Genomic DNA, 13,121 nt, shown 5'->3' on the forward strand with positions numbered 1-13,121 from the left:
CGGCACCCGACGGTCGGGCCGGTCGGGATGTCGGCCGGCTCCGGAACCGGGGGCGTGCCGGGCGGCGTCAGGACCACGAGAGGGTGGGCGCCCCGCAGGAGGCGTCCGGGGGCGGCCGTGTACGGTAACGCAATCCGGATCCCTGGCCGCGCCCCGACCCTTCGGCGCGCCGCCCCGCAGGGCCCGGCCCCGCATCCACTCCGAGGCGCAGCCTCACCACGACAGACAGAAACCACCAGCAAGGGGACCCCATGGGCAAGACCGCACTGATCACCGGAGTCACCGGACAGGACGGCTCGTACCTCGCCGAGCTCCTGCTCTCCAAGGGCTACACGGTGCACGGGCTCGTGCGGCGGTCCTCCAGCTTCAACACGGAGCGGGTCGACCACATCTACCAGGACCCGCAGACCGCCAACCGGTCCTTCGTCCTGCACCACGCCGACCTCTCCGACGGCGTCGCGCTGGTGAACCTGCTCCGCGACATACGTCCCGACGAGGTCTACAACCTCGGCGCGCAGTCCCACGTCCGCGTCTCCTTCGACGCCCCGCTCTACACGGGCGACGTGACCGGCCTCGGCGCGCTGCGGCTGCTGGAGGCGATCCGGGCCAGCGGTGTCGACACCCGCATCTACCAGGCCTCGTCCTCCGAGATGTTCGGGTCCACCCCGCCGCCGCAGAACGAGCAGACCCCGTTCCACCCGCGCAGCCCGTACGGCGCCGCGAAGGTGTTCGCGTACTGGACCACGGTGAACTACCGCGAGGCGTACGACATGTTCGCCGTCAACGGGATCCTCTTCAACCACGAGTCCCCGCGCCGCGGCGAGACCTTCGTGACCCGCAAGATCACCCGCGCGGTGGCCCGTATCAAGGCCGGTCTCCAGGACCACCTCTACCTCGGCAACCTCGACGCGGTGCGCGACTGGGGCTACGCCCCCGAGTACGTGGACGCCATGTGGCGGATGCTCCAGCAGGACGAGCCCACCGACTACGTCGTCGCCACCGGGGTGGCCGCGACGGTCCGCGAGTTCGTCGAGTCCTCCTTCACGCACGCCGGCCTCGACTGGGCGGACCACGTGCGCTACGACCCCAAGTACGAGCGCCCCAGCGAGGTCGACGCCCTCATCGGCGACGCCTCCAAGGCGCACGAGCTGCTTGGCTGGAAGCCGACGGTCCTGGTGGCGGAGCTCGCGCAGATCATGGTCGACGCCGACATCCGCCAGGTCGAGGACCAACTGGCGGGCGTGACGGTCCGCATCGACCGCTGAGGCCTTATATTTCCCCTACGGTTTGCCGTGTTCCGGCCATACTCCGCAGCTCTGCGGGGGTGTGGCCGGGGTAAACCTGCCGTATGTCCCTTGTGCACCCTCCATGCTGAACCTGTTGATTCCAAGTTGGTATGCAATGGGTCAAGAGAGGTGACCAGGCCTTCACATGAGCCCTAGTCTGCGCCAGTACATATGGCTGTTCGGATAGTTCCAGCCATCAAACCGGGCAATTGCCCTGGGGGGCTCATGCGTAGATCCAGAGGGCTGACTGCCGCCCTCGTACTGTCACTGGCCGGTGCGGGCACCGGTATAGGCCTGGTGCTGATGCCTGAGGCGTCCGCCATCACGGCGCCGGTGGCATTCACCGCCGACGAACTGCCGACCTGGCAGACGAACGGCGTCGTCTGGGCGATGGCCCAGGCCAACGGCACCGTCTTCGCCGGCGGTACCTTCTCGGCCGTCCGCCCGCCCGAGGGCGCGGCAGGCGCGGAGCAGAATGCCGTGAACTTCGTGGCGCTCGACGCCGCCACCGGCAATCCCACCTCCTGCAAGCTGGCCTTCACCATCGGCGAAGGCACGGCGACCGTCCGGACGCTGGTCGTCTCGAACGACAAGAAGACCCTCTACGCGGGCGGGTACTTCGGCGCCGTCAACGGCACCCCGGTGTCCAGCCTCGCCGCGATCGACATCGCGAGCTGCACCCCCAAGGCATCGTTCCACCCGAGCATCCCCGCCACCGTGCGCGCGCTCGCCGTCACCGACGACACCCTGTACGCGGGTGGCGACTTCAACACCGTCGAGGGCCAGACCCGCGAGCGGTTCGCCGCCGTGGACGCCTCCTCCGGTGCGCTGAAGCCCTTCGTCGCCAACGTCGACGAGCCGGGCCGCGCGGTCGAGGTCACCCCCGACGGCAAGAACGTGCTCCTCGGCGGCGACTTCTTCAGCGTCAACGGCTCCAACAGCCACGCCCTGGCCGTGGTCAACGCCACCACGGGCGCGGTCACCAAGACGTACAACAACATCCCGTCGAACTCGGTCGTCAAGGACATCTCCACCGACGACACCGGCTTCTACACCGGTCACGAGGGCTCCGGCGGTGGCGTCTTCGACGGCCGCATCGGCCTGCGCCTGAGCGACTTCACCGAGAAGTGGCGTGACCGCTGCCTCGGCGCCACCCAGTTCGTCCTGCCCTACGAGGGAGTGCTCTACAGCTCCTCGCACGGGCACGACTGCTCCACCGAGCTGGAGTTCCCCGACGGCAAGCGGAACTTCCTGCTGGCCCAGCCGACCAACCACGAGGGTGCCGCCCCCGCGCCCGTGGACGGCTTCGTGCGCGGCCCGGGCAAGCTCGGCTGGCACCCCACGGCCAACGACGGCATGGACGGCACCGAGGGCATCGGCCCGCGCGTCATGGCCGTGGCCGAGAAGAACGACGTCAAGTACATGTGGGTCGGCGGTGAGTTCACCCTCATCAACGGCAAGCCGCAGTGGGGTCTGACCCGCTTCGCCTCCAAGGGCGACGTCGGTGCCCCGACCACCCCGGTGGCCAGCGCCTCCAGCGTGAAGCCCGGCGAGGTCCAGGTCCGCTGGCGCACCAGCTACGACGCGGACGACAGCAAGCTGACGTACCGCATCTACCGCAACGGCTCCGCCACCCCGGCCGCCACCGTCACCGCAAGCTCGCTGGAGTGGGAGCGCCCGCAGGCCTCCTGGAACGACGCCACGGTCAAGGCCGGTCAGAGCTACACCTACCGGGTGACCGCGACCGACGCCGCCGGTAACACCAGCGCCCTGTCGGCCGTCGCCTCGGTGACCGTCCCGACCTCGGTCCAGTCCTACCCGAACCAGGTCCGTACCGACGGCGCCGACCTCTACTGGCGCTACGACGACGCGGTCAGCCCCTACGTCGCCGACTCCTCGGTGTCCGGCAACCGCAGCGGTGTCCAGCTCAACGCCCCCGCCCTGAAGCAGTCGCCCGGCGCCGTCTCCGGCAGCACGGCGATGGGCTTCAACGGGACCAGCCAGCAGGTGTACAGCGACCGCCGTCAGACGGTCGGCAACGCGTTCACCGTCGAGACCTGGTTCAAGACGAACACCACGCGTGGCGGCAAGCTCATCGGCTTCGGCAACAACCAGGCGCGCAACAGCGGCACCTACGACCGCCAGATCTACATGACCAACACCGGTCGCCTGGTCTTCGGCGTCTACAACGGCTCGACCCGCACCGTCTCCACGGGCCTGTTCGAGACGTACAACGACAACAAGTGGCACCACGTGGTCGGCACCCAGGGCCCCGGCGGCATCACGCTGTACGTCGACGGCCAGAACAAGGGCTCCCTGAACGCCACGAGCAACAGCAACATCGCGGGCTACTGGCACGTCGGTGGCGACAACCTCGCCAACTGGCCGACCCGTCCGACGAGCAACTTCTTCGCGGGTCAGCTCGACGAGACGGCCGTCTACCCGTCGGCGCTCACCCAGGCCCAGGTCAAGAGCCACTTCGACCTGGCCAAGGCGCCCACCGACACGGTCTCCGCGGTCAAGACGACCGAGGACACCTACATCAACCAGGGTGCCCCGAGCGCCGCCAACGGCGCGTCGACCTCGCTCGCGGTCCGCGGCAGCGGCTCGCTGTACGAGACGTACCTGCGCTTCAACCTGCCGGCCGCCCCGGCCGGCCAGGTCCTGAAGTCCGCCTCGCTGCAGATCAAGACCAGCACGCAGGCGAACGCCGGTACCACCGACACCGTGAAGGTCCTCCCGATCACCGGTAACTGGACGGGCGCGGGTACGACCTTCAACACCAAGCCCACCCTCGGCACCACCCCGCTCGGCACGCTCGCGGGCGTGCCGGAGGGCTCCGCGGTGCACAACGTGGAGCTGGACACCGCCACGGTCACCGCGGCGCTGGGCACCAGTTACGGCCTGGGCCTGACGAGCACGGGCACCGACCCGCTGTGGATCTGGTCCTCCGAGGCCACGGCGGCGGAGGGTACTCCGCAGCTGGTCCTCACCTTCGGCGCGAAGTAAGCGACGAAGACCGAAACAACCGCCTGACGGCGTGCGGGGTCCGGCTCTCTGTGGCCGGGCCCCGCTGCACACCCCCTTGAGTACGGGAGCCATCCGATGTACCGACGCTCCGCAGCGGCTGCTGTCCTGCTGGCCGCCGCCCTGACGCTGACCGCCTGCAGTTCGGGCGGGGACAAGGCCGAATCCGGCGCCTCGCCGAAGCCCCCGGCCTCGTCGTCGGCCCCCGACCCGGCGGACGCTCCGCAGCCGTCGACCGATCCCGACGCGAAGCCGACCGGCCCCACGGTGCCGGACGCGAAGCTCACCCCGAAGACGGGCAGCTTCACGGCGGAGGAGAAGAAGTACCTGAGCGGGCGGGTCCCCGACAAGGTGGACCCGGCGTCCGTGCTGCAGAGCGGGCAGGACTCCTGCCAGCGGGTGCAGCGCACCGCGAAGCACGACAGGGACGCCGCGACCGGAGCCGTCATCACCGGCGAGATCCCGGGCGCCAAGGACGCGATCACCCTCCTGTGCCCGGACCAGAAGCCGATCCTCGCCGCGGCGGAGAAGGGCTTCCCCGAAGGCCCGCGGACCTCGCCCGCGGCGGGTACCTACCGGGCGCTGACCCAGGCCACGAACTGCACCTGGGAGGCCAAGGGCAAGGACGGCGGCACCCTCGCCTCCGGCCCCGAGACCCCGCCCAAGGCCGGCGACAAGATCACGGCGACGATCCCGGCCGGCACCGCGGAGTTCAACTCCTCGGGCTGCTACGCCTGGATCCCGGCGTAGCCGAACCGACAACGCCCCCGCGGACCGGACTTCCGGCCCGCGGGGGCGTTTTCGTATCCGGAACCCGGGTACCCGCGCAGTCACAGTCCCGACGGCGGAAGGCGGATCCATGGGCATCGGCGGATGCATCGTCCTGATCGTGGTGGGCGCGATCCTCACCTTCGCGAGCGACTGGGAGCTGGAGAGCGTCAATCTCGACCTGGTCGGTCTGATCATGATGGCGGTCGGCGGGATCGGCCTCGCCGTGTACACGAGCGTCTACAAGCGCCGCCGCACCGCAGGCGGCGCGATCCCGGTGGTCGAGGAACGCCGGGACATCCACTGAACCGTCCCGGGCCCGCGGGCCCGCACCGCACCGGTGCGGGCCCGCGGTCTCAGTGGTGGATGCCTTCGTAGACCGGGAGCAGGGTGTCCAGGACCGCGTCCATGGAGAAGGACTTCGCGGCCAGTTCGCGCGCCGCCAGTGAGGCCTCGTGGTTCGCCGCCGGGTCCAGGAGTTCCAGGACGGCCGCGGACACACTCTCCGGGCCGGGGTCGACCGCGCGGCCCGCGCCGGCGCGGGCGATGTCGCGGGCCAGGCCGTTGGAGTGGGTCACCACCGAGGGGACACCCACGGAGAGGGCCTCCAGCACCGACATGGGGAACGGCTCGTCCACCGACGGCAGTACGTAGACGTGGGCCCGGCGCAGTTCCGTCAGGACCTCCGCGCCCGAGAGGGCTCCCGGGACCTCGAACCGGTCGGTGAGGCCCAGCGTCCCGATCCGCGACCGTACGGCGGCCAGCTCGCCCTCGTCCGGCCCCGCGACCACGAACCGCGCGTCCGGGTGCGCCGCGAGGATCGCCGGGGCCGCGTCCACGAAGTCCACCGGCCGCTTACGGGCCTGCAGCCGCGCCGAGTACAGGATGCGCGGCGGGCCCTCGGGCGTGGGCCGCTCCTCCTGCGCCGGGGTCCCGTTGACGAGCCGGACCGCCTGTGCCAAGGGCGGGCCGCCGACCACCGCGTCCAGGCCCTCCCGCTCGTGCGGGGTCAGGTACAGCACGGCGTCCGCGCCGCGCAGCAGCCGGCGTACCGCCACCGCGTCCAGCACCTTCGCCAGCAGCTTCTCGCTCGGGTCCACCATGCCGTGGGTCTGCAGCACCAGCGGCTTGCCCGCCCGCAGCGCCGCCAGGGCCACCGGCAGCGTCACCAGGTCCCGGGCCAGGTGGACGTGCACGACATCGCAGTCCCGCACCAGGCGCCCGGCCGAGGCCAGCAGCGCCGGCGAGGTCATCCCGCTGAAGCCGAGGGGCAGGAGGCGACGGGCCGGGAAGAGCTTCGCCGGAACGCCCTCCACCTCGGTCGGCCACGGATCGAAGCCCTCGCCGAGCGCCAGCAGGCGCGCCTCGTGGCCCCGGGCCCGCAGCCCTTTCGTCAGGTTGAGCGCGACCCGGACCGGACCGCCGAAGGCGTGCGAGGGGGAGTGCAGGGTGACGGCGTGCAGGACTCTCACTTGGGCTCCTCCACCGGGCGGCGCTGCCCGTCCTGCGTCTGCAGGGTCAGTGCGGGAAGGTTTCTGTGGACCACCGAACCGGCGCCGGCGACCGCGCAGCGGCCCACCGTGACCCCGGCGAGCACGGTCGCCCGTACGGCCACCCACGCGCCGTCCTCGACCACGATCGGGGCGTTGCGGTAGCGGAAGTCGGCGGTCCGGTGGTCGTGCGAGCCGGTGCACAGCATCGCCTCCTGCGAGAGGCACACGTGCGAACCGATGGTCACCGGCTCCAGGTTCAGCACCCAGACGCCCTCGCCGATCCAGGCGTGGTCCCCGACTGTGAGCTTCCACGGCCACAGCACGCGGACCTTGTGCCGGATCAGCACCCCCTCGCCGATCTGCGCCCCGAAGGCCCGCAGCAGCGCGACCCGCAGCCGGGCCGGACAGAACCAGGCCATGAAGACCGTGTTCATCACGGCGAACCAGAGCGCCTGCGTCAGCAGTCCGCGCCCCTTGTCGTACCCGGCCAGCGTGAAGGAAGGAAGATCACGCAACAGAAGCCCCCATCGTGCTCTCGGCCACGGCCTCCCCGGGCGTGGCCCGCTCAGACTAGACTGCGCGCGGACCAGGCACATCGGGTGGGGGCGGCAGTGACGACGGACATACGCAAGCCCTCCGCGACGCCCGCGAAGCCGCCCGTTCCCTCGCCCTTCGAGGACGAGAGCCTGTGGGGGCGGGCCACCCTCCCGCGCACCCTCCTCTCGCGCGCGCTGTCCGTTCCGCTCGCGCTCGGATTCACCGTCTTCCTGCCGCTGTTCGTCGCCCTCCAGACGGGTGCCGGCGTCCGCGACGCGGCCTTCTGGCTCCAGCTGCTGCTCACCATGTACGCGGGCGCCCGGCTCTCCGCGATGGTGCTCACCAGCCGCCGCAAGCTGCTCCAGGGCTCCTTCTGGCTCTTCGTCTACATGGCCATGGGCGTGGCCCCGCTCGCCCAGGCCGTCCTCGGCCAGGTCCCGACCCCGGTCGTCGGCCCGCGTTCGGACCTGACCGTCGCCATCGGGCTCGTCCTGCTCGGCTGCCTGGCCTTCGACGTCGGCGTGCTGCTGGCCCGACACCGCCCGGCCGGCCGGGCGGGCGGCTCCCAGAAGGCGTCCCGGCCCGTCATGACGCACCGGCGCCGTCTCCAACTGCTGACGATCCTGTCGTTCCTGTGCAGCGCCGTCTTCATCATGAAGCTCGGCGGCCCGGCGGTCTTCTTCTCCAGCCGCCAGGAGATCATCGCGGGCATCGAGGAGGCGGGCGTCTCCAACGGTGACGGCCAGGCCGGCCAGGCCCTGCTGCGCGGCTTCGGCACCGTACCGGCCCTGCTCGCCCTGCTCCTCTACACCCGCTGGCTGATCACCTCGAAGTTCGCCCGCCGCAAGGTGTCGATCATCGTCACGTGGGGGGCGCTGGCCGGGCTCAACCTGATCGTCAACAACCCGATCTCGAACCCGCGGTACTGGTTCCTGACGGTCATGTTCGCGCTGCTGTTCACGGTCTTCCCGGTGAGCGCGGCGATGTACCGGGTCGCGCTGTCGATGGCGGTGGTCGTCGCGCTGCTGATCTTCCCGTTCGCGGACCGCTTCCGCTACGACGAGAAGAACTACCGGCCGGTCGAGACCACGTCCTTCCTGGAGCCGATGGCCCTCAAGGACTACGACCAGATCGGCATGTTCGCGAACACCATCACCTTCTCGAACTCCGGCCCCGGCCACTACTACGGCCGCCAGCTCGCGGGATCCATCTTCTTCGCGGTGCCCCGCGCGGTGTGGCCGGGCAAGCCGAGGGACACCGGTGTGATGGTCGGCCAGTGGATGGGCACGGTCAACACCAACCTCTCCTCCCCGATCTGGGCGGAGCTGTGGCTCGACTTCGGGCCGCTGGGGATGGGCGCGGGGCTGCTGGGCATGGGGTACGCCTCGGCCCGCGTGGACCGGCGCTACGCGAAGCGGGCCACGCGGCGCAGCCCACCGGGCAGCCTCATCTCGGTGGTGGTCCCGCTGGTCGCGGGCTACTCCTTCATCCTGCTGCGCGGGCCGCTGCTCCAGGCCTCGGGCCGAGTGGCGATCGCGGCCCTCTGTCTGGCGCTGGTCGCGACCTACCGCTCGGACAGGTCCACCACCCTGCGCTGACCCGCCGACCCGCTGACCGACACGTCAGCCGTACGGCACCCGCCTCGGGCGGCGTCGTCCCCGGTGAGGGTGCCCATGCGGTGACGGGAGCACCGGTGGCGGCCCGTACGAGGTGGTGCGGGCACCGGGGGAGCGTCGAGGCGGTCCCGGAGGCCTCGTTCCCGGGCGCCGTCCGTACGGCCCGGGCCGGATCCACCCCTCGGTACCGGCCCTTCCCCCCGGCCCCGCCGGATGCCGCCGGGCCGTTCGGGTGGCCGGTCGCGCATCCGATGGCGCAGGTGTGTGGCGGGCGCACCTGGGCACGGACCGGCCCCGGCGCGCACGGTGGAGGTGGCCCGCGGAAGGCAGCGGGCTCGCCGACGCAGGGGGAGACGCGCAGATGCACCTCGTTCACGACCGACCGTTCACACACCGGGTGCCGGACAGCATGCTGAGTGAGTTGTGCGCGGAGATCTTCGCCCAGCTGCCGCGCAGCGACCAGCGGCGCAAGGGCGAGATGTACCTCCGGGGGCTGCTGTCGGTCGGCGGCCGCAAGTCCGTGCGCAACATCGCGACGCATGTCGGGGACCGTGCGGCCGAGCAGAGCCTGCACCACTTCATCTCCGCCTCCACCTGGGACTGGAACACGGTCCGCGCCGCTCTCGGCCGCCATCTGGAGCGTTCGGTGCGGCCCCGCGCCTGGGTGGTCCATCCGGTGGTCATTCCCAAGGCGGGCCGCCACTCCGTAGGGGTCGGGCCACGGTTCGTGCCCAGCCTGGGGCAGGTGGTCAACAGCCAGCACGCCGTCGGCGTCTGGGCCGCGAACGACGAGCGCAGCGGCCCGGTCAACTGGCGTCTCTCACTCGGCGACGACTGGCGCGACGCGCCCCTGCCGGGGTACCCGCAGGTGCCTGAGCCGGAGCTGGCGGCGACGGATCTGGAGTGCGCGGCCGGCGCCGCCGTCGAGCTGCAGGGCTGGGTGGGCGGCCCCCCGAGGCCCGTCGTGCTCGACCTCCCGCAGGCGGATCCGGCCGCCCTGGCGCGGCGCTTCGCCGCGGCGGGCATGCCGTTCGTGGCGGCCGTCCCCGGATCCACCCCCGTCACCCCGGTGGGGCCGGCCCTGGTGGGGCACGACGGCCGCGGCACGTCGGCCCATCAGCTCCTGCGGATGGTACGGACACTGCGGCGCGCGGTGACCTGGACCGACCCGGTGACCCTGACGACCCGTACGAGCCTGGTGGCCGGGATCCCGGTCCAGTTGCCCGGCACCCGCCGGCCCTTGATCCTGCTCGGCGAGTGGACGGGCAAGGACAGCTGGCCGCGGCGCTGCTGGCTCAGCGACCTGGCCGACACCCCCTGGGGTCCGCTGCTGCGGCTGGCCAAGTTGAGCCTGCGGGTCGGCGCCGACTTCGCGGCGGTCTCCACGCAGGTCGGCATGGTCGACTTCGAGGGCCGGTCGTTCGGGGGCTGGCACCGGCACACGACGCTGGCCTCGGCCGCGCACGCGCTCACCGTCGAGTACCGGCCCCGGGCGCTGGCGCGGCCCGCCTGATCGCGGCGGCACCGCGCAGGACCCGGCGGGTGCGCTGCATCTGGATGGCCAGCTGGACCTCCAGCGCCCGGGCGGGCTCCAGCCAGTCGGGCCCCAGCAGTTCACTGATGCGTTCGAGCCGGCGGGAGACGGTGTTGGGATGGACGTGCAGCGTCTCGGCGGCCCGTGTCGGGCTGCCGGCGGAGGCGAAGTACGCCTCCAGGGTGCCCGTGAGCTCGGTGCGCTGCTGGGCGTCGTAGTCGAGGACCGGACCGATGGTGCGGTGGATGAACTCCAGGGTGTCGGGGCTCCGGGAGAGCAGCAGACCGAGGAAGCCGAGGTCCCGGGAGGAGGCGGTGCCGCCGGCGCCGCCGAGCGCGGTCAGCGCGTCCAGGCAGCAGCGCGCCTCCTGGTAGGCGGCGGCGACCGACGACAGGTCCGTGACCGGGCCGGCCGTCCCCACGGTCACCGGGTGGTCGAGGGCGGAGGACAGCGCCGAGGACGCGGCCCGCGCCACGGCCTCGGCGTCGGTTCCCGGCAGCATCAGGACGAGGGAGTCGCCCTCGACGCTCTTGAACCCGGAGCGCCGGCCGGCGTACGAGGACGCCAGGACGACGGCGCGCGCCAGCGAGCCGCCCTCGGGGCGGGCGACCAGCACGACGTGCGAGGTGTGGGGGTCCATACCGATGCGGTGCGCGCGTTCGGCGAGTCGGGCCGCCGGGACCTTCCCCTTGAGGAGTTCGTCGAACAGTTCGTCGCGTACCTGGCCCTCGGCCGCCGCCGCGCTGCGCTGCATCAGCAGCACCACGGCGGTGGTCTGTGCCACCAGCGCCAGCAACTGGACCGTGTACGAGGTGTCGGACTCCGCGTCGGAGCCCTCCGCCGGGGCCAGCAGGAGCGTGCCGAGCATCTCCCGGCCCGCGACGACCGGGGCGACCCAGACGCCTTCGCGGGTGCGGACCGGCCGCCGCTCGGTGTGCGCGTCGAGGGAGACCGAAGCGATCTCGCTCTCGTCCGGTTCGGGGAACCGGGCGGGGGAGACGAGGTCGCGTCCGGCCTGGTCGCGTACGAGCAGGTCCCCGTCGAGGAGGCCCGTGGCCGCCTCGACCAGGGTGTGCAGACCGCCGCCGGCCAGCACCACGTCGATCAGCTCGCCGTGCACCTGGCGTAGTTGACGGGCGGCGGCGGAGGAGCTCATCGCGCGGGACGTGTTCAGTTCCAGACCGACGACCTCGTTGCGGACCTGGTCCAGGAGCCTGGTCTTCTCGATCGCGACGGCCGCGAGGTCGGCGAGCGAACTCATCAACGACAGCTCGTCCGGGTCGAAGTACCGGATGCCGCGGCCCGCGATGTACAGGTTTCCCAGCTCGGTGTCCTCGTGCCGCAGGGGCACCGCCATGAGCGCGTGCAGGCCCTCGGCGCGCACCACGTCGTCGATCAGTTCGGAGTGCGCGAAGCTGTCGTCGCGCAGGTAGTCGGCCGTCCAGAAGGGCGCGGAGCGCTGCCGGGCCTGCTGGCCGACGCCCCGACCCATGGGGACGGCGAAACCGACCGTGATGGCCGAGGTGTGGCCGTCGGCGGCACGGACGATCGAGCGGCCGGCCTCGAACGAGTGGAAGGTCACCCACGACATGTCGAGCCCCAGCAGCAGCCGGGCCCGCCGGGTGATGACCTTGAGCAGGGTGTCCAGGTTGTACGGGAGGGTCAGGTCCCGGGCGGTGTCGACCAGCGCGCTCAGGCCCGCCTCGCGCTGCTGGCGGCGGGCGAAGAGCGCCCGGATGCTCAGGGAGAGGTCCTTCGCCCGTTCCAGCCGGGCGAGGTCGGCCGCGTCCGCGCCCGCCTCGCGCGCCGCCCGTACGACGCGTTCGAACTCCTCGGTGCGTGCCTCCCGCGCCAGTAGCACGAGCATCTCGGACACGTCCGTATCGGACCGCCGGTCCTCCGACTTCACAGTCGCCCCCCTCAGGTTCCGCACACGCGGTTCAACATTTTGTTGATCCTAGACTGCCAGGTCAGCCGGGGTGTGCTGTGCCTGGGTCACCACTCTGTGTGAAAGACGCTGTTGCCGGGCCACCTTCTGGACGGGCCCGGCCGGCGGATAGACCTGTCTCCGGGGCCTCGACCGGGCGCCGTTCACATCGCTTGTACGAGGGGTCCGATGTCGCAGGTCCAGAGTTTCGAACGCTCCATCCACCGCAGCCGCATGTCGCTGACCAGACCCGACCGGCCGAAGACGTTCACGATGTACGGACGTGAGTGGGATCTGCTGGACGCGGTCTTCGCCCCCGTGTTCTCCCCCTCGACCGGGGTCGCCCTGGAGTTCCTCGAACTGGCCGAGGCGACCGCCCGCCCGGCGGCCGGTCGGTCCTCCTTCCTGGAGATCGGCTGCGGCACCGGCGTGATCGCGGTGACGGCGGCCCTCGCCGGATACGGACGGGTCGTCGCCGCCGACATCAGCCCGCAGGCGGTGGAGAACGCGGCCGTCAACGCCGAGCGCCACGGGGTGGGGGACCGGCTGAGCGCCGTGCACAGCGACCTGTTCTCCGGCCTGCCCGAGAACGAGCGCTTCGACACCGTCTTCTGGAGCTCCAACTACGTGCTGGCTCCCGAGTCCTACGAGTACAGGTCGGTGCACGAGCGCGCCTACGTGGACACCGGCTACCGGGCCCACCGCCGCTACCTGGAGCAGGCGCCTCGCTGGCTGGCCCCGGACGGGGTCGTCCTGCTGCACTTCAGCGACCGCGGAGATCTGCCCGCACTGCACCGGATCGCCGAGGAGTGCGGCCGGGAACTGCGCGTCCTGCGCAGCCTCCAGGTGCGCGAAGGCGAGTACGGCGAGGACATGGTCGAGCACATGCTGCTCCAGGTCCTGCCGGTACGGGCGTAACCGCGGGCCGGGGGG

The 13,121-nt window shown here is 71.5% G+C and carries 10 protein-coding genes; 7 read left to right on the forward strand and 3 right to left on the reverse strand.

The window, feature by feature from the left end:
- Positions 1-251: 251 nt before the first annotated feature.
- The 4 genes from gmd to OG624_RS27870 all read left to right on the forward strand — a co-directional run bounded on the left by gmd (position 252) and on the right by OG624_RS27870 (position 5,388).
- Positions 252-1,265 (forward strand): GDP-mannose 4,6-dehydratase, encoded by a 1,014-nt coding sequence (gene gmd / locus OG624_RS27855; protein ID WP_033218941.1) that lies wholly within the window; start codon positions 252-254, stop codon positions 1,263-1,265.
- 246 nt (positions 1,266-1,511) lie between these two features.
- Complete coding sequence (locus OG624_RS27860; RefSeq protein ID WP_051763117.1) at positions 1,512-4,295, forward strand: LamG-like jellyroll fold domain-containing protein; 2,784 nt, start codon at positions 1,512-1,514, stop codon at positions 4,293-4,295.
- 96 nt (positions 4,296-4,391) lie between these two features.
- Entirely contained in the window at positions 4,392-5,063 is a 672-nt protein-coding gene (locus tag OG624_RS27865; protein ID WP_371639944.1) for a hypothetical protein, read from the forward strand.
- Between the two features lie 109 nt (positions 5,064-5,172).
- Entirely contained in the window at positions 5,173-5,388 is a 216-nt protein-coding gene (locus OG624_RS27870; RefSeq protein ID WP_033218948.1) for a hypothetical protein, read from the forward strand.
- A 49-nt stretch (positions 5,389-5,437) separates the two neighbouring features.
- Here the strand turns inward: OG624_RS27870 and OG624_RS27875 are convergent, their stop codons facing one another.
- Positions 5,438-6,553, reverse strand: coding sequence for a glycosyltransferase (locus tag OG624_RS27875; protein ID WP_371639945.1), 1,116 nt, complete (start codon positions 6,551-6,553; stop codon positions 5,438-5,440).
- On the reverse strand, positions 6,550-7,089 hold the full coding sequence (locus OG624_RS27880; RefSeq protein ID WP_033218960.1) for a WcaF family extracellular polysaccharide biosynthesis acetyltransferase: 540 nt from the start codon (positions 7,087-7,089) through the stop codon (positions 6,550-6,552). Before OG624_RS27880 ends, OG624_RS27875 begins: the two co-directional genes overlap by 4 nt.
- Positions 7,090-7,185: 96 nt before the next feature.
- Between OG624_RS27880 and OG624_RS27885 the strand changes: the two genes are divergently transcribed.
- Together OG624_RS27885 and OG624_RS27890 are read left to right on the forward strand one after the other, a co-directional pair.
- Positions 7,186-8,709: a hypothetical protein gene (locus tag OG624_RS27885; RefSeq protein ID WP_051763118.1), complete on the forward strand. Its 1,524-nt coding sequence runs from the start codon at positions 7,186-7,188 to the stop codon at positions 8,707-8,709.
- A 379-nt stretch (positions 8,710-9,088) separates the two neighbouring features.
- A complete protein-coding gene (locus tag OG624_RS27890; protein WP_051763119.1) occupies positions 9,089-10,240 on the forward strand; it encodes an IS701 family transposase in 1,152 nt (383 codons plus the stop codon).
- Here OG624_RS27890 and OG624_RS27895 read toward each other — a convergent pair.
- The gene (locus tag OG624_RS27895; RefSeq protein ID WP_051763136.1) at positions 10,197-12,128 is read right to left on the reverse strand and encodes a helix-turn-helix domain-containing protein; all 1,932 of its coding nucleotides are present in this window, start codon (positions 12,126-12,128) and stop codon (positions 10,197-10,199) included. The two genes, OG624_RS27890 and OG624_RS27895, sit on opposite strands and share 44 nt — an antisense overlap.
- 249 nt (positions 12,129-12,377) lie before the next feature.
- Here OG624_RS27895 and OG624_RS27900 point away from each other — a divergent pair, with 249 nt between their 5' ends.
- Positions 12,378-13,106 (forward strand): methyltransferase domain-containing protein, encoded by a 729-nt coding sequence (locus OG624_RS27900; RefSeq protein ID WP_033218962.1) that lies wholly within the window; start codon positions 12,378-12,380, stop codon positions 13,104-13,106.
- Positions 13,107-13,121 lie beyond the last annotated feature (15 nt).

It is taken from the genome of Streptomyces virginiae (assembly GCF_041432505.1).
In the GTDB taxonomy this organism is placed as follows: domain Bacteria; phylum Actinomycetota; class Actinomycetes; order Streptomycetales; family Streptomycetaceae; genus Streptomyces; species Streptomyces virginiae_A.